Source organism: Pseudomonas sp. Pme6b, assembly GCF_058129925.1.
This window is the reverse complement of record NZ_CM176704.1, coordinates 5,360,441-5,377,967: the sequence shown is the minus strand read 5'-3', so window position 1 is coordinate 5,377,967 and position 17,527 is coordinate 5,360,441. Positions and strand designations below refer to the sequence as shown.

The following is a 17,527-nucleotide window of genomic DNA, read 5'->3' as shown; positions in this document are numbered from 1 at the left end:
TTCCGGATAATAAAGCATGACCCGCTTGACGGCTAGCGCCGTCGGAGACCCTTGTAATGTCAGATCAAGATATACGCCTGCAATCCCTGAAAGTTTGGCTCGATGAGCAGTTGCCAGCGCTGTTTGCGGCACAAAATTGGGGCGCTGTACCCCCGGCCACATTGACTGCGGCCAGTAGTGACGCAAGTTTTCGTCGTTATTTTCGCTGGGAGGGCGCTGGCCGAACTTTTATTGTGATGGACGCTCCGCCACCGCAGGAAAACTGCAAACCGTTTGTGGATATCGCTCATTTACTGAAAAAGTCGGGCATTAATGTTCCAGAAATTTATGCCGAAGACCTGAAGCAAGGCTTTTTGCTGCTCAATGATCTTGGCCGTCAGACATATCTGGATGTGATTGACGCTGACAATGCCGATGCCTTGTTCGCCGATGCAATCCAGGCGCTGCTGGCCTATCAGCAATTGCCGATGGACGCGCCGCTGCCCAGCTATGACGTCGCGTTGCTGCGCCGTGAACTGGAGCTTTTCCCCGAGTGGTACGTGAAGCGCCACCTGGGTATCGAGATGGACGAGGCGCAACTGAGCGATTGGCAGCAGGCCTGCGAGTTGTTGATCAACAGCGCTCTGGCGCAGCCCAAAGTGCTGGTGCATCGCGACTACATGCCGCGAAACCTGATGATCAGCGAGCCCAATCCAGGCGTGCTGGATTTTCAGGACGCTGTCTACGGCCCGGTCACCTATGACGTGACCTGTCTGTTCAAGGACGCGTTCCTGAGCTGGCCACAAGAACGCGTCAGCGACTGGCTCAGAATCTACTGGGATCAGGCGCGTGCCGTTGGTATCCCGGTGCAGGAAGATTTTGCCGCCTTTGAGCGCGCCAGTGATCTGATGGGTATTCAGCGCCATTTGAAGGTGATCGGTATTTTTGCCCGCATCTGCCACCGCGATGGAAAACCGCGTTATCTGCAAGACGTCCCGCGCTTTTTCGCTTATATAGAGGCAGTTTTGTCGCGTCGCCCCGAGCTGGCTCAACTCGGGCAGTTGCTCACCAGTCTGCAGCAACCGGTAGAGACCGCTGTCTGATACGCCAGCGACGGCCTGAAAATGGCTATTTTGAAAGAAACCTGATTGTGTTGAAGAGGACTGCATGAAAGCCATGATTCTCGCCGCCGGTAAAGGCGAGCGAATGCGCCCGTTGACCCTGCACACGCCCAAACCGTTGGTGCGTGCCGGGGGGATGCCGTTGATCGAGTACCACCTGAACGCCTTGCGCGCAGCCGGGTTTCACCAGCTGGTCATCAACCATGCCTGGCTGGGGCAGCAGATCGAGGATTATCTGGGCGACGGTCAGCGTTTCGACCTGAGCATCCGTTATTCTCCCGAAGGCCAGCCGCTGGAAACAGGCGGCGGGATTCATCGGGCCTTGCCATTGCTGGGCGTTGAGCCGTTTGTGGTGATCAATGGGGATATCTGGACGGACTATGACTTCAGCGCTTTGCGCGTGCCGCTAGCCGGTCTCGCGCATCTGGTGCTGGTCGATAACCCGGCACATCACCCCACTGGCGATTTCTCGTTGGTCGACGGTCAGGTACGCGATGACGATTCGGCAGGTCAGCGGCTCACCTACAGCGGTATCGCTATCCTGCATCCACAGTTGTTTGCCAACTGTGAGCCCGGTGCGTTCAAGCTTGCGCCGTTGTTGCGTGAGGCCATGCATCAAGGCCTGGTAACGGGAGAGCACCACAGAGGGCGGTGGGTCGATGTCGGCACGCACGAGCGTCTGGCTGAAGTCGAGCAGTTGCTTGCGGAGACCCGCTGAATGCTTTGGCCTGGCACGTTGATCGGCGCGGGTGTCGGCTATGCAATTGCCAGCATCCCGGGCGCAATGCTGGGTGCTCTATTGGGGCAGGCGCTGGACCGGCGCCTGAAGCTGCAGAGCTGGGCGCACCTGCGCGAGCGTCTGGGAGGGCGGGCGGCGATACCCGCCGATGGGCTGCTGTTTGTGTTGCTGGGCCGTCTGGCCAAGAGTGACGGACGTGTCCTGGCCAGTCATATTAATCAGGCCCGTACCGAAATGCGCCGTCTGAACCTGAACGAGGCGGATCAGTTGCGCGCCATCAACGCCTTCAAACGCGGTCGTGACGGTGCCGACGGCCTGCGCAGTTATTTGCGCGGTCTGCACGGGCAGCCGGACACCGCCGAGGAGTTGTTGTGTGCCTGCTGGCGCATGGCCTGGGCGGATGGCAAGGCTTCCCGGGTCGAGCGTGAGTTGATCGGGGTATGGGGCATGTGGCTGGGTTGGACAGGCCCACAAGTCGAAGCGCTGGCTGCCGATCACGACCCGATGAAGCGTTCGCCGGTCAGTAGTGGTGATGACTACAAAAGCGCGATGACGCTTCTGGGAATAAAACCGGACACCGATCCTTTAAGCATCAAGCGCGCCTACCGTCGGCTGCTCAGTCGGCATCATCCTGACAAGGTTGCCGGTTCGGGTGCCAACCCTCAGCAAGTGCGGGTGGCTGCCGACAAGACCAGCCAGCTGCATAACGCCTATCGGGTGGTAAAGGCCCGACGCGGGTTCAACTGAGCCTGCTGTGCGTCGGGCGCTCGGGGTGAAGCTTATTTTTCTTCCTTGGCGTCTATCCAGCCACGAACCCTGCGGAACAGTTGTTCTTGCTCGGTATCTTCATTGCCCACGATATTGATCAGACCAATCTGCGTAAAACCGGGGCCTTTGGCGCGTTTGCTGGCCTGCAGACGTGCTTTGGCGGCCTGGTCCGGCGAGTTTTTGTAGATGAAGTCGGCGGTCTTTATTTTCAGCTGAGGCACCATGTCCAGCAGCGAAGGCGCAGCATTGACCGGCTCGCGCGCAGCAAGCATCACCAGCTTTTGCACGGCAGGCGATGTGCGTTCATTGAGGAATCTGGCTGCCCAATAGGCACCGCTGCTATTGCCGATCAATACGATGCTGCGAGCCTTGTTCTGCTGCGCAAAGCTGATCGCGCTTTCGATCCGCGCGAAGATGCGCTCGGCCTGAGCCTTGTTGAGTTCCTCGTCGGCAGCTGCCTTTGCGGTTGCTGCGGCAGCCAGAGCCTCGGCTTCAGCTGCCGGGTCTTGCGCTTTCGCACTGGCGTCCTTGGGGGATTCCTTGGGTTTGGCAGCGTTCGCGTCGGTCGAGGCGGCGTCGGGCTCGCGTGGCACCAGGCTGTTGTCTATCGCATCCGGCAGGGTGATGCTCAGGCTTGACCAGCCGACATCCGGAAATTTTCTGCGCAGCGGGCCGACGGCATCCGGCCAGTCCGGTGACTCGGCGTCGCCAGGCACAATGATCACCGCGCCCTGGGGCTCGTCACTGTTTGCAGGCTTCCAGAGCGCGAGAAAGCTTTCGTCACCCGCCTGAAGTTGCTGCTGATCCTCGCGAGGCAATTGACGCTCCAGCGCTATCGCGTCTTCCTGCGAGCGGCTGAGCAGCGGTGCCCGTTCTACCGGCGCTTCGGCAGCCGCGTCCTTGGCCGGGGCCGGATCGGCTGCGAGCACAGGCAATGCGCAAGGCAGGACCAATGACAGAAACAATGCAGGAAACGTTGCGCGAAAGGTGTAGGACATCGGATATTCCAAGCCAGAAACTATCCCGGCAGCCTAATGGGTTGATCGGCTTTTGTCAGGCCTGAGCCTGCGCGGCATATGGCCGTCATACGAACACACGAGAGCGACACATTGATGATTGGTCTTCTGCGCACCGGCTTTATCGGCTGCCTGGCTTTGCTCTTGATGGTTCAGATGGCGAATACGCAGGCCGACGAGCCACAAACGCCTGAACCTGCGCAGTTGAGTTCAGCACAGCGTAGCTGGCTCGATCAGCATGGCCCGTTGCGGATTGGCCTGGTACTGCGCGCGCCTTACGCCCAGTTCGATCAGCGTTTGCAGCAGTTGTCCGGAGCCAATGTTGACCTGATGAATGCGCTGGCTTCGACGCTGCCGGTCGAGTTGCTGTGGCGAAACTTTCCTGATCAGGCGGCGCTTGAGAAGGCCTTGGCCAATGGTGAAATCGATGTTGCGCCTGGCTTGATGCAGACCCCGGCGGGCCTGCGTCTGTGGTTGTTTTCCGATCCGTATCTGCGTGTTTCGCAACTGTTGATCGGCGAACGCGATGGCAGCACTGCCGTGGACCTCGAGAAACTCGACAGCTTTTCGCGGGTTGCTGTACGCATGCCAGGCCCTGCCGCCGATTACCTGCGCAGCAACTTTCCGCACCTGAACCTGCAAGGCGTGCCGCTGGAGCGTCAGGCGCTGCAATTGTTACTCAGTCAGCAGGCACGGTATGCCGTGGTGGACGAGGCGCAGCTCAGCCGTTTGCTCCGCGAGCCGGAGTTTGCCGGGCTTGCGATAGTGGGGGATATCGGGCTGCCGCAATTGTTGCGCGTGGCTTCACGCCGTGACATGCCGGAGCTGGCCGCCATTGTCAGCGAAGCGTTGCGCGCGATTCCTGCCAAAGAGCTGGAGCAACTGCACGCGCGCTGGATGCCACTCACCCCATCGCATTTCATCGAGTCGACCAAGCTCTGGAAAAACCTGTGCATTCTGCTGCTGGTAATGTTGCTGGCCTGTTTCGCCATCGTGGTCTGGCAGCGTCGCCAGCAGCAGGCGCAGGAGCAGGAGTTGCTTTGCGCGCGAGAAGAACTCGCCCGTCGCGTCGAGGGGGAGGAGGCGCTGCGTCTGGCGCAATTCTCCATCGACCAGAGCACTGTCGGCATCCTTTGGGTCAATTGGGACAGTCGTGTGCGTTACGCCAACCGGGCGGCGGAATCCATGCTCGGCTACGCGCCGGGACAGGTGGTCGAGCGCCCGTTGATTGATTTCGAGCCCGGTCTGCACATGGACCGCTGGCTCAACCTGTGGAAAAACGCGCGTTCCCGCGAAGACAGCCCGCAGGTGTTCGAGGCCCATTGTCTGCGCGCTGATGGCAGTCTTCTGCCTGCCGATGTCTCGTTGAGCTTCCTGCGCTTTCACGAGGCGGAATACCTGGTGGTGTTTCTCAGCGACGCCAGCGAACGACGCTGTGCGCATGATCAGTTACGTGAATTATCAGCGCATCTGGAAAGCGTGCGTGAAGAAGAGAAGGCGCGTATTGCTCGCGAGGTGCATGACGAGCTGGGGCAGATGCTGACGGTGCTGAAGCTGGAAACATCAATGTGCGAACTGGCCTATGCTGACCTGGACCCCGGCCTTGGTGAGCGACTGGACAGCATGAAGCGTCTCATCGCTCAGCTGTTTCAACTGGTGCGTGATGTTGCCACGGCATTGCGGCCACCGATTCTCGACGCCGGCATTGCGTCGGCCATCGAGTGGCAGGCACGCCGTTTCGAGGCGCGCACGCAAATCCCTTGCCTGGTGCAGGTGCCGGACAACCTCCCGGTGCTTAGCGATGCCAGAGCCACTGGCATGTTCCGGATTCTCCAGGAAGCGCTGACCAACGTCATGCGCCACGCCCAGGCGCACACGGTGGAAATCAGCCTGACGTTGCAGGATGGCATGATGTGCATGAGCATCGCCGATGACGGGCAGGGGTTTGTCGTCGAGTCGGGCAGGGTGGTTTCATTCGGTCTGGTCGGGATGCGCGAGCGGGTGCTGATGCTCGGCGGCAGACTGGAGCTGGACAGCGATGCCGGTGAGGGCACAACCTTGCGCGCCTACATCCCGTTGGACCCCGTCGCACAGGAGCGAAGCCAGTGATTCGTGTTTTGGTAGCCGAAGACCACACCATCGTGCGTGAAGGGATCAAGCAGTTGATTGGTCTGGCCAGAGACCTGCAAGTGGTCGGTGAGGCCAGCAATGGCGAGCAGCTGCTCGAAACCTTGCGTCATGTGGCCTGCGAAGTGGTGTTGCTGGATATCTCCATGCCCGGCGTCAATGGTCTTGAGGCGATTCCGCGAATTCGCGCACTGGCCAGTCCGCCCGCCATTCTGGTGCTGTCGATGCACAATGAAGCACAGATGGCGGCACGTGCGCTGAAAGTCGGCGCCGCAGGTTATGCCACCAAGGACAGCGACCCGGCGCTGCTGCTGACGGCAATTCGTCGGGTAGCGGCAGGCGGGCGCTATATCGACCCGGACCTCGCCGACCGCATGGTCTTTGAAGTGGGCCTGACCGATAGCCGGCCTTTGCACTCATTGTTGTCGGAGCGCGAGTTCTCGGTGTTCGAGCGCTTGGCGCAGGGCGCCAACGTTAACGACATCGCCCAGCAACTGGCACTGAGCAGCAAAACCATCAGTACCCACAAGGCGCGGCTGATGCAGAAAATGAAACTCAGCTCACTGGCCGATCTCGTCAAATACGCGATGGAGCACAAACTGCTCTGAGTCTGAAAACGACACTCCAGCTGAGTGTCGGGTCGGTGCCTTACTCACAACTATCGTGCGACGCTCCGCGTCGGCATGCCGTTCTGGACGCTCCGCGTCCTCTTTTGTGACGCAGAGCGTCACGCACTGCATTCCCACGCTGGGGCGTGCGCAACGATCAGGCTCACTCACATACTCAATCGCGCCATCTCTGTAGGGCAATCCCTACCCCTGGCCTTCCAGCCAGCCTAGGCGATTCTCTCCCGGCTGCCGATTTGCGGGGCATTCAGGCTGCTCTAGGCTTGAGCCCACGCAGACAAAACAAAGGTGTGGGTAATGAGCGACGTCGATACAAGCGCTGGAGCAAATGATGTTCTGGTCAGCTTTCGTGGTGTGCAGAAGAGCTACGACGGCGAAGCACTGATCGTCAAAGACCTTAACCTGGATATTCGCAAGGGTGAGTTCCTGACGCTGCTCGGTCCGTCCGGCTCGGGCAAGACCACCAGCCTGATGATGCTGGCCGGTTTCGAAACCCCGACTGCCGGCGAAATTCTTCTCGGCGGGCGCGCTATCAACAATGTGCCGCCGCACAAGCGCGATATCGGCATGGTGTTCCAGAACTACGCATTGTTTCCACACATGACGGTGGCCGAGAACCTGGCGTTCCCGTTGTCGGTGCGTGGCATGAGCAAGACCGATGTTGGCGAGAAAGTGAAAAAGGCGCTGGGCATGGTCCAGCTGGACACCTTTGCACATCGTTACCCGGCGCAGTTGTCCGGTGGCCAGCAGCAGCGTGTGGCGCTGGCGCGTGCGCTGGTGTTCGAACCGCAACTGGTGCTGATGGACGAACCGCTCGGCGCGCTCGACAAACAGCTGCGCGAGCACATGCAGATGGAGATCAAGCACCTGCATCAGCGTCTGGGTGTGACCGTGGTCTACGTGACCCACGACCAGGGCGAAGCCCTGACCATGTCCGACCGGGTAGCCGTCTTCCATCAGGGCGAGATCCAGCAGATCGCACCGCCCCGCAGCCTGTACGAAGAGCCGAAGAACACCTTCGTGGCCAACTTCATCGGTGAGAACAACCGCCTCAATGGACGTCTGGTCAGTCAGGATGGCGACCGCTGTGTCGTCGAGCTTGAGCGCGGCGAAAAAGTGCATGCGCTGGCGATCAACGTCGGCCAGCCTGGCGGCCCGGTGACCCTGTCTATCCGCCCTGAGCGCATCAACCTCAATGGTCGCAGCGAGAATTGTGCAAACCGTTTTTCCGGCCGCGTGGCCGAGTTCATCTACCTGGGCGACCACGTTCGCGTGCGTCTGGAGGTAGCCGGCAAGAACGACTTCTTCGTCAAACAGCCGATTGCCGAACTGGACCCCGGCCTGAGTGTGGGCGACGTGGTGCCCATCGGCTGGCAAGTCGAGCACGTTCGCGCGCTCGACCCCTTGAAGCAAGTGCATTGATCTACCGATAAAAGCAATAACAGAGGCGACCTGATCGCCCATCCCAATCGCTTACCAACACTGCTCGTGGAGAAAAGAACCTATGTTGAAGTCTTTGAAGTTCACCGCCATCACGTTGGGCCTGATGTGCGCCGCGCAGGCCATGGCTGCCACCGACCTGACCGTCATCTCCTTTGGCGGTGCCAACAAGGCCGCTCAGGAAAAGGCGTTCTACGCGCCGTGGGAAAAGGCCGGTAACGGCAAGATCATCGCCGGTGAATACAACGGTGAAATGGCCAAGGTCAAAACCATGGTCGACACCAAGAGCGTTTCCTGGGACCTGGTAGAAGTCGAATCGCCGGAACTGGCCCGTGGTTGCGATGAGGACATGTTTGAGGAGCTGGACCCGAAACAACTGGGCAATGCCGCTGATTTCGTGCCTGGCGCCATCACCACCTGCGGTGCCGGTTTCTTCGTCTGGTCCACCGTGCTGGCCTACAACGCCGACAAGGTCGCCACAGCTCCAAACGGCTGGGCCGATTTCTGGGACACCAAGAAATTCCCAGGCAAGCGCGGTCTGCGTAAAGGCGCCAAGTACACCCTGGAATTCGCCCTGATGGCTGACGGCGTTGCGCCGAAAGACGTTTATAAAGTGCTGGCCAGCAAAGACGGCCAGGACCGCGCGTTCAAGAAGCTCGATGAACTCAAGCCAAACATTCAGTGGTGGGAAGCAGGCGCACAGCCGCCGCAGTACCTCGCTTCCGGCGACGTGGTGATGAGCTCGGCCTACAACGGCCGGATCGCTGCTGTGCAGAAGGAAAGCAACCTCAAGGTCGTGTGGACCGGTGGCGTATATGACTTCGATGCCTGGGCCATCCCGAAGGGCTCGAAAAACGCCGATGCCGCGAAGAAGTTCATCGCCTACATGCTGAGCCCCGAGCAGCAGAAGACCTATTCGCAGAATATCGCCTACGGCCCGGCCAATACCCAGGCGGTCAAGCTGCTGGACAAGGAAACCCTGCAGAACATGCCGACCACGCCTGAGAACATCAAGGATCAGGTGCAGATGGACGTAGCGTTCTGGACCGACAACGGCGAATCCCTTGAGCAGCGTTTCACTGCCTGGGCTGCCAAGTAAACAGGCTGCATCACGTCAGATCCGGGCGCTCTCTGCTGTAGGGAGCGCCCTCTCGTTGAAAGATTCCGGAGTTCGCTATGGCCATCGCCGTGCCCCTGACTGAAGGCGCCAGCCCTAACTTGAAGCAACGTCTCGCTCGCGCGGAGCGGGTCAACCGCTGGAAGGCTCAGGCATTGATCGCTCCGCTGGTGATTTTCCTGTTGTTGGTGTTTCTGGTGCCCATCGCCGCGCTGCTCTACAAGAGTGTTGGCAACCCGGAAGTTGTGACTGCACTGCCGACCACTGTGGTCGACGTGCAAAAGTGGGATGGAAAAGGGCTGCCGCCCGAGTCGGTCTACAAGGCAATGAGCCTGGACCTGGCCGAAACACGCAAGAATTCCACGCTGGGCGATCTGTCCAAGCGTTTGAACATGGAACTGGCCGGTTATCGCAGCCTGCTGAGCAAGACCGCCCGCGCGCTGCCGTTCAAGACTGAGCCGGCCTCTTATAAAGAAGCGCTTGAAGGGCTGGACGAGCGCTGGGGTGACCCGGCCTATTGGCAGGCGGTACGCCGCAATACCAGCAGCATTACCCCGTATTACCTGCTGGCGGCGGTAGACCATCGTATCGACGATCTCGGCGAAGTCGCCCCGGCGACCCCGGACCAGGCGATCTATCTGGATATCTTCGCCCGTACCTTCTGGATGGGCCTGGTGATTACCGCGATCTGTCTGGTGCTGGCTTATCCGCTGGCTTACCTGCTGGCCAGCCTGCCTGCGCGGCAGAGCAACCTGCTGATGATTCTGGTGCTATTGCCGTTCTGGACCTCGATTCTGGTACGTGTGGCTGCCTGGATCGTGTTGTTGCAGTCGAGCGGTCTGATCAACAGCGCGTTGCTGGCGATGGGCATTATCGACAAGCCGCTGGAACTGGTCTTCAACCGCGTCGGCGTGTACATCTCGATGGTGCACATCATGCTGCCGTTCATGATCCTGCCGATCTACAGCGTGATGAAGAACATCTCCCCGACCTACATGCGCGCTGCGATTTCGCTGGGCTGCCACCCGTTTGCGAGCTTCTGGCGCGTGTACTTCCCGCAGACTTACGCCGGGATCGGCGCCGGCTGCCTGCTGGTGTTCATTCTGTCGATCGGCTACTACATCACCCCGGCCTTGCTGGGCAGTCCGAACGACCAGATGGTCAGTTACTTCGTCGCCTTCTATACCAACACCAGCATCAACTGGGGCATGGCCACCGCGCTCGGCGGGTTACTGCTGTTGGCGACCATCGTGCTGTACCTGATTTATAGCTGGCTGGTCGGCGCCAGCCGCCTGCGTCTGAGCTGAGGAGTGTCACCATGTTGAACCCCTACACATCGCCGATCGAACGCATCTGGTATTACGCCCTGCGCATCATCTGTGCGCTGGTGCTGCTCTTTCTCGTGTTACCGGTGCTGGTCATCGTGCCGTTGTCGTTCAATTCAGGCAGCTTTCTGGTCTATCCGCTGCAAGGGTTCTCGTTGCAGTGGTATCAGGACTTCTTCAACTCCGCCGAGTGGATGCGCGCACTGAAGAACAGCATGATCGTTGCCCCGGCCGCTACGTTGTTGGCGATGGGCTTCGGCACGCTGGCGGCGATCGGCCTGACCCGTGGCAACTTTCCCGGCAAGGCGCTGGTCATGGCGCTGGTGATTTCGCCGATGGTGGTGCCAGTGGTTATCGTCGGTGTCGCCAGTTACCTGTTTTTCGCGCCACTGGGCCTGGGCAATAGCTACACTTCGCTGATTCTGGTCCACGCGGTACTGGGCGTGCCGTTCGTGATCATTACCGTGTCGGCCACTTTGCAGGGTTTCAACCACAATCTGGTACGCGCTGCCGCCAGCCTCGGCGCATCGCCGCTGACTGCATTCCGTCGTGTGACCCTGCCGTTGATTGCGCCAGGGGTGATTTCCGGTGCGCTGTTCGCCTTCGCGACCTCGTTCGACGAAGTGGTGGTGACGCTGTTCCTCGCCGGGCCGGAGCAGGCGACCTTGCCTCGGCAGATGTTCAGCGGCATTCGCGAAAACCTCAGCCCGACCATCGCTGCCGCCGCGACCTTGCTGATCGGCTTCTCCGTGCTGTTGCTGCTGGTACTGGAGTGGTTACGCGGGCGCAGTGAAAAACTCCGAACGGCTCAATAACCGGGCGCCGCAAGTTTCAAGCTGCCAGCCAAGGCGAATCCATTGGCGTGCAGCTTGAGGCTTACCGCTCCAGGCGAAGCTTGGCGTACAATCCGCGCACCGTGATTCTGCTCAAACAGGTGCGTCATGCAGCCCTTCGTTATTGCCCCATCGATTCTTTCCGCTGACTTCGCCCGTCTGGGTGAGGAAGTCGACAATGTGCTGTCCAGCGGCGCCGACTTCGTTCACTTCGACGTGATGGACAATCATTACGTCCCGAACCTGACCATTGGTCCGATGGTGTGCAGCGCGTTGCGCAAATATGGCGTTACTGCACCGATCGATGTGCATTTGATGGTCAGCCCGGTGGATCGCATCATCGGTGATTTCATCGAGGCCGGTGCCACCTACATTACCTTTCACCCGGAAGCGACCCAGCACATTGATCGTTCGTTGCAACTGATCCGTGAAGGCGGCTGCAAGGCGGGGCTGGTGTTCAACCCGGCAACTCCGCTGAACCTGCTGGAGTACGTGATGGATAAGGTCGACATGATCCTGCTCATGAGCGTCAATCCGGGTTTCGGCGGGCAGAAGTTCATTCCCGGTACGCTCAACAAGCTGCGCGAAGCGCGGGCGTTGATCGATGAGTCGGGCCGTGACATCCGTCTGGAAATCGACGGTGGCGTAAACGTCAACAACATCCGTGAGATCGCAGCGGCAGGTGCTGATACCTTCGTTGCCGGTTCGGCCATTTTCAACGCACCGGACTACCGGGAAGTGATCGAGAAAATGCGTGCAGAACTGGCAGCATCCCGCGCATGAGCGGCTTTGAGCAGCTATTTGCAGGCAAGTTGCCCAAGCTGATCATGTTCGACCTGGACGGGACCCTGGTGGACTCGGTCCCTGATCTGGCAGTAGCGGTGGATACCATGCTGGCTGAACTTGGCCGGCCAATAGCCGGGCTTGAGTCGGTCCGCGCCTGGGTCGGCAATGGCGCACCGGTGCTGGTACGCCGCGCGCTGGCCAACCACCTCGACCACAGTGGCGTCGATGATGAACTGGCTGAGCAGGGTCTGGAGATCTTCATGCGTGCCTACGCTCAGAAGCACGAGTTCACCGTGGTCTACCCCGGCGTGCGTGAAACCCTGAAATGGCTGCAGAAGATGGGCGTCGAAATGGCCCTCATCACCAACAAACCGGAGCGCTTTGTCGCGCCGCTGCTGGATGAGATGAAACTGGGGCGTTTCTTTCGCTGGATCATCGGTGGCGACACCATGCCGCAGAAAAAACCTGACCCTGCCGCGCTGTTTTTTGTAATGAAAATGGCGGGTGTGCCTGCCTCGCAAGCGCTGTTCGTTGGCGATTCGCGCAGTGATGTACAGGCTGCCAAGGCGGCCGGTGTGGCCTGCGTCGCGCTGAGCTATGGCTACAACCATGGGCGGCCGATTGCCGAGGAAAACCCGGCGATGGTCATCGATGATCTGCGCAAACTGATTCCCGGTTGCCTGGACATGGACGCTGAGATACTGTTGCCCGACATCAAACGTCCCTCCCCAAGAGAATCCATCGTGGTGGTCACTCGCAAGCTCTGGATGAAAGTCATCAAGGCCCTGGCCCGCTGGCGTTGGCGCGCCTGACTTGATCCTGGCCGGCCTGCCGGCACGTTTGCCTGACTGACCGTTTTTCCTCAAACCACGAGGTTGCTCATGAACCGTGAAGAATTCCTGCGTTTGGCCGCCGAAGGCTACAACCGCATCCCGCTTGCCCGCGAAACCCTGGCCGACTTCGATACGCCGCTGTCGATCTACCTCAAGCTTGCCGATCAGCCCAACTCCTACTTGCTGGAGTCGGTTCAGGGCGGCGAGAAGTGGGGGCGCTATTCGATCATCGGCCTGCCATGCCGCACCGTGATGCGCGTTCATGGCCATCACGTCAGCGTGACCCACGATGGCGTCGAGATCGAAAGCCTGGATGTCGAAGACCCGCTGGACTTCGTAGAGACCTTCAAGGCGCGCTACAACGTACCGACGATTGCCGGGCTGCCACGCTTCAACGGCGGGCTGGTGGGCTACTTTGGCTACGACTGTGTGCGTTATGTCGAGAAGCGTCTGGCCAACTGCCCGAACCCTGACCCGCTGGGCGTGCCGGATATCCTGTTGATGGTTTCTGACGCGGTCGTGGTGTTCGACAACCTGGCGGGCAAGATGCACGCCATCGTGCTGGTCGATCCGGCGCAGCAGGATGCCTACGCACGTGGCGTCGCGCAGCTTGATGAACTGATGCACAAGCTGCGTCAGCCGATCACTCCGCGTCGCGGTCTGGACCTGGACCGGCCTCCGGCTGCCGACCCGGTGTTTCGCTCCAGCTTTACTCAGGGCGATTACGAGGCTGCGGTCGACACGATCAAGCAGTACATCCTCGCGGGTGACGTCATGCAGGTTGTGCCGTCGCAACGCATGTCCATCGATTTCAAGGCCGCGCCCATCGATCTGTATCGGGCGCTGCGCTGCTTCAACCCGACGCCTTACATGTACTTCTTCAACTTCGGCGACTTCCATGTCGTCGGCAGTTCGCCGGAAGTGCTGGTAAGGGTCGAGGACAACCTGATTACGGTGCGTCCAATCGCCGGTACTCGCCCTCGCGGTGCCACCGAAGAGGCCGATCTTGCGCTGGAAGAAGACCTGCTGTCCGATCACAAGGAAATCGCCGAGCACCTGATGCTCATCGATCTGGGCCGTAATGACGTTGGGCGGGTGTCCGAGATCGGTACGGTCAAACTGACCGAGAAGATGGTTATCGAGCGTTATTCCAACGTGATGCACATTGTTTCCAACGTCACCGGTCAATTGAAAAACGGGCTGACGGCAATGGACGCACTGCGGGCGATTCTGCCGGCTGGCACGTTGTCCGGTGCGCCGAAAATTCGCGCCATGGAAATCATCGATGAGCTGGAGCCGGTCAAGCGCGGTGTCTATGGCGGCGCCGTGGGGTATATGGCCTGGAATGGCAACATGGACACGGCTATCGCGATTCGTACTGCGGTTATCAAGAACGGCGAACTGCATGTACAGGCCGGTGGCGGCATTGTTGCCGACTCCGTGCCAGTGCTGGAATGGGAAGAAACCCTGAACAAACGCCGCGCCATGTTCCGCGCCGTGGCCCTGGCCTCGCAGACTGCCGAGGGTTGAGCAGGCTTGCTGCTCTGGTAATGAACGGTAATTAGAGAGCTATCGTTCCTCACGCTCCAGCGTGGGAATGCCTTGGGTGACGCTCCGCGTCACAGATTTGCACCGCGCCGCAGTTCTCAGGAGAGGACGCGGAGCGTCCAGAACGGCATGCGACGCGGAGCGTCGCACGATAGCCGAGATCATCGTTCCTCACGCTCCAGCGTGGGAATGCCTTGGGTGACGCTCCGCGTCACAGATTTGTACAGCGCCGCAGTTCTCAGGAGAGGACGCGGAGCGTCCAGAACGGCATGCGACGCGGAGCGTCGCACGATGGCCGAGATTATCGTTGGATCATCGTTCCTCAAGCTCCAGCGTGGGAATGCCTTGGGTGACGCTCCGCGTCACAGATTTGCGCCGCGCCGCAGTTCTCAGGATAGGACGCAGAGCGTCCAGAAAGGCATGCGACGCGGAGCGTCGCACGATAGTGAAACCCTGAAAAAGCGCCACGCACGATAGTGAGGCTGCCCGGCGGACTCTCTAGAAACTCATACTCAACGCAACATTCACGCCTTGCTGGGTCACGTCGTCGTTCTTGCGCCAGTTGTAGTTGCCGCGCAGTGTCAGGTCTTGGGTCAGCTTCTGGCTGACGCCCAGCGTTGCCCGATTCAGGTCGCGTTGCGGTGTGTAACCTTCCAGCGTGAAACCCACTGACTGGACGCTGTTGAGCGCCATGGTCACGTTCTGCTGATCGGTCTCGAACTCCCGTTCATGGGCAACTTCTCCCCATACCTGTGTGCTCGGTGTCACCTGGAACTTGCCCTGCACACCCACGCCTGCACGCCGCGACTTGCGGGTCTGGTCGCTGAAGGTCAGTGCCGTCGAGCGATCACCTTTTTCCGAGTAGCCATCGACATCGATGTGCGCGTAGTCGGCGCTGACAAAAGGCGACAGATGCCAGCGGCTGGAAGCCCCCGCGATGTCGAAGCCGACTCGACCGCTGGCCGCCCACATCTCACCGTCGGTATCGCCTTTTTCCTGACCCTCGCTGACCCCCAGTGCGAACTTGCGCTCGGCATTTTCGTAGTCCAGCTTGCCGCCTGAAACCGCCAGATCACCCCACCAATGGTTGGCCTGATACTGCAGAAACGCGGTGGCGATGTAGCTGTTGAGTTTGTAGTCCGAGTCCCTGGGGCCTGCCTCAAGATTCTGCCGATACGCTCCGGCAACAACGCCAGTGCGCCAGTTTTCGGCAAATCGGTAGCTGCCGCCTATGGTCAGGTTGTAGCCTCTTCCATCAGCATCGGCCGAGCTGTCCTGCGCGTCGAAGTCCATTTTCTGACCACCCGCCGCAAGCACGCTCTGCCACTGGCCGACACCTTGCCAGTTGCCCCAGTCGCTCAGCCACTGCGCGCGAATCTCGTCCTGATGCATCCGCAGCGTGCCATTGGCCATTTCCGGCAGCAGGGAGACTTCCCAAGGGGCCGAAAGCAGCGAGTAGGCGTAGTCGGCCAGCAACCTCTGTCCGGCCTCGGTCGGGTGCACGCGATCGTTGAAGAACAGCCGGTTCGGATTCGGCGTCGCACTGGACCTGCCGTTGGTGGTGCTTTCCCGGCAGCTATTGCCGCTGAAGCAGGTACTGACCAGGTTCTCGTTGGGATCGAACCCGAAGCGTGCCGGTTCAGCGAGGACTTCATTGATCAGCAATGGAACATTCAGTGGAATGATCTGGGCATTGATCTGCGCCAGTCGGCTGACCAGCTGCTGATTGAAGCCCGTGCTGAGTGCGGAAGTTGCCGAAGCCAGTGGCGAACCGCTCAAGGCTGGCGTTTTACCGATATCCGGCAGCAACCAGACCATGATGTAGCGCGCACCGGCCTGTTGCAGGGCTTGCGCGCTGTCAGCCAGCTGATTGGCGGCTTGCGCTGCGCTGCTGGCACTCACCACGCGACCCTGCAGGAAGTCGTTGCCGCCTCCGGTCAGGTAATAAAGCGCATTGGGGTCGGCGCGAAAACCGTTTGCGGGCAGGTAGCCGGTCCGGCTGCGCAGCAGTGTGCCGGTGTTCGGGTCGACAACGGTGGATTGCGAGTTGATCGACTCAAGAATCTGGTCGGTCCGATAGCCGCCGACTGCCCAGTTATTGCCATCCGGGGCACCCAGCGCAGCATTGACTGGCGACGTGGAGGCCGCCAGATCTCCTGCCGGAACACCGAGCATTCTGCCAATCAGCGTCGATGAGTTCAGATTGAACACTTCACCGCTGCCGTCCTGATACGTGGGGCCGACACGATTGGTGAACCTTAGCGTAGAGCCCCTGGGCCCTGCGGTATCCGGAAACTGCCCGGCATCGGCCAGACTGTCACCGAACACCACCATGGTCGAATAGGGCGCGGCAGCAGCGGTGCCGCAGGCAACCGATAACAGGCAGGCCGCGAAGGGCCAGCGCCTCGATGTCTTGGTCATGAACGGATCCCGATTGTTTTTGTTTTGTACCGGAAACGTAGCAAGATTTTTCATGGCTGCAAAGTTTGATGAACATTATCGCGCTGCGGCGGTGCTTTTTTGACCTCAGGCAGCCCTGTTGGTCACGATGGCGCTCAGATAGTTGGCCAGGTCATGCAGGTACACGAAGGGGTGACCCTGACGACTGCCGCCTGTGCGGCTGACCTTCAAGTCGATGCGTCCTGCGTTGATCTTGCGCAGCAGATTTCTGTCGCTCGACAGGTGCGAAAAATAACGCTCTCTGACGGCGCTCAGCGAAGGGCACGGCGTGGCGAATTCTTTGCGAAGTTGATCCAGTATTTCGTTCATTCCATGACTCCCTGTGGTTTGCATGTGAGGACTCCCGAGATGGGGTGCAGACAAACAATACGATATGTAGCGCGTCGTGACAATACAGTTTGTATTTTAAATACGATTTGTATTGTTCGTCTCACAGGGAATCAATGTACCAGGACACGCGAGCAGTGCCGTTTTCAGGGTTGCGGGTGACGCTGATACCTTCGGCCTCGCTGATCTGATCCATGATGCGCTCCCAGTGAGCCACCGATTCGCCAGGCTCCCTGATCAGCAGGACCTGATGCTCGATCTGCGCCTTGTCACTGGTGATAGCGTCCTGAATGCGCTGTGCCAAGGCCAGGTAAGCGTCATGTTGCGAGGTGTCGGGGAACTGCTTGAGCATGAGTGAACTCCTTTTTACTGTATGTGCATACAGTAATTGAGGGGTGTTTCTCACGCAAGCTACAAATGTTTCCTACACGGACACCTGCCCGGGACGAAACAGTGGCGCATGAAAAAGCCCCGGTTCTCGG

16 protein-coding genes are annotated in these 17,527 nt (G+C 59.7%); 12 read left to right on the top strand and 4 right to left on the bottom strand.

Annotated elements, in window-relative coordinates; genetic code table 11:
- Positions 1-56: 56 nt before the first annotated feature.
- The 3 genes from AC4ANE_RS24530 to AC4ANE_RS24520 all read left to right on the top strand — a co-directional run bounded on the left by AC4ANE_RS24530 (position 57) and on the right by AC4ANE_RS24520 (position 2,586).
- Complete coding sequence (locus tag AC4ANE_RS24530) at positions 57-1,082, top strand: aminoglycoside phosphotransferase family protein (protein WP_002551893.1); 1,026 nt, start codon at positions 57-59, stop codon at positions 1,080-1,082.
- Positions 1,083-1,146: 64 nt separating this feature from the next.
- On the top strand, positions 1,147-1,818 hold the full coding sequence (murU, locus tag AC4ANE_RS24525; protein ID WP_002551894.1) for an N-acetylmuramate alpha-1-phosphate uridylyltransferase MurU: 672 nt from the start codon (positions 1,147-1,149) through the stop codon (positions 1,816-1,818).
- Entirely contained in the window at positions 1,819-2,586 is a 768-nt protein-coding gene (locus tag AC4ANE_RS24520) for a TerB family tellurite resistance protein (RefSeq protein ID WP_460408561.1), read from the top strand.
- A 32-nt stretch (positions 2,587-2,618) separates the two neighbouring features.
- Here the strand turns inward: AC4ANE_RS24520 and AC4ANE_RS24515 are convergent, their stop codons facing one another.
- The gene (locus tag AC4ANE_RS24515; protein WP_002551896.1) at positions 2,619-3,605 is read right to left on the bottom strand and encodes an alpha/beta hydrolase family protein; all 987 of its coding nucleotides are present in this window, start codon (positions 3,603-3,605) and stop codon (positions 2,619-2,621) included.
- Positions 3,606-3,683: 78 nt separating this feature from the next.
- On the opposite strand from AC4ANE_RS24515, the gene AC4ANE_RS24510 reads away from it, so the two are divergent.
- From AC4ANE_RS24510 to trpE, 9 genes are all read left to right on the top strand, one after another.
- Positions 3,684-5,732 (top strand): sensor histidine kinase, encoded by a 2,049-nt coding sequence (locus AC4ANE_RS24510; RefSeq protein ID WP_460408560.1) that lies wholly within the window; start codon positions 3,684-3,686, stop codon positions 5,730-5,732.
- A complete protein-coding gene (locus AC4ANE_RS24505) occupies positions 5,729-6,358 on the top strand; it encodes a response regulator (protein ID WP_002551898.1) in 630 nt (209 codons plus the stop codon). Before AC4ANE_RS24510 ends, AC4ANE_RS24505 begins: the two co-directional genes overlap by 4 nt.
- A gap of 315 nt (positions 6,359-6,673) precedes the next feature.
- A complete protein-coding gene (locus AC4ANE_RS24500; RefSeq protein ID WP_002551899.1) occupies positions 6,674-7,798 on the top strand; it encodes an ABC transporter ATP-binding protein in 1,125 nt (374 codons plus the stop codon).
- Positions 7,799-7,880: 82 nt separating this feature from the next.
- A complete protein-coding gene (locus tag AC4ANE_RS24495; protein ID WP_002551900.1) occupies positions 7,881-8,915 on the top strand; it encodes a polyamine ABC transporter substrate-binding protein in 1,035 nt (344 codons plus the stop codon).
- Between the two features lie 77 nt (positions 8,916-8,992).
- A complete protein-coding gene (locus tag AC4ANE_RS24490; protein ID WP_002551901.1) occupies positions 8,993-10,240 on the top strand; it encodes an ABC transporter permease in 1,248 nt (415 codons plus the stop codon).
- A gap of 11 nt (positions 10,241-10,251) precedes the next feature.
- The gene (locus AC4ANE_RS24485; protein ID WP_002551902.1) at positions 10,252-11,073 is read left to right on the top strand and encodes an ABC transporter permease; all 822 of its coding nucleotides are present in this window, start codon (positions 10,252-10,254) and stop codon (positions 11,071-11,073) included.
- A 126-nt stretch (positions 11,074-11,199) separates the two neighbouring features.
- Positions 11,200-11,874 (top strand): ribulose-phosphate 3-epimerase, encoded by a 675-nt coding sequence (gene rpe, locus AC4ANE_RS24480; RefSeq protein ID WP_002551903.1) that lies wholly within the window; start codon positions 11,200-11,202, stop codon positions 11,872-11,874.
- Entirely contained in the window at positions 11,871-12,689 is an 819-nt protein-coding gene (locus tag AC4ANE_RS24475) for a phosphoglycolate phosphatase (protein WP_002551904.1), read from the top strand. Before rpe ends, AC4ANE_RS24475 begins: the two co-directional genes overlap by 4 nt.
- Positions 12,690-12,758: 69 nt before the next feature.
- A complete protein-coding gene (gene trpE / locus AC4ANE_RS24470) occupies positions 12,759-14,240 on the top strand; it encodes an anthranilate synthase component I (protein WP_002551905.1) in 1,482 nt (493 codons plus the stop codon).
- A gap of 516 nt (positions 14,241-14,756) precedes the next feature.
- Here trpE and estP read toward each other — a convergent pair.
- From estP to AC4ANE_RS24455, 3 genes are all read right to left on the bottom strand, one after another.
- Positions 14,757-16,679: an esterase EstP gene (gene estP / locus AC4ANE_RS24465; RefSeq protein ID WP_031597874.1), complete on the bottom strand. Its 1,923-nt coding sequence runs from the start codon at positions 16,677-16,679 to the stop codon at positions 14,757-14,759.
- Between the two features lie 105 nt (positions 16,680-16,784).
- Entirely contained in the window at positions 16,785-17,027 is a 243-nt protein-coding gene (locus AC4ANE_RS24460; RefSeq protein WP_031597872.1) for a pyocin activator PrtN family protein, read from the bottom strand.
- A 121-nt stretch (positions 17,028-17,148) separates the two neighbouring features.
- Positions 17,149-17,397, bottom strand: coding sequence for a DUF1654 domain-containing protein (locus AC4ANE_RS24455; RefSeq protein ID WP_002551908.1), 249 nt, complete (start codon positions 17,395-17,397; stop codon positions 17,149-17,151).
- Between the last annotated feature and the right edge of the window lie 130 nt (positions 17,398-17,527).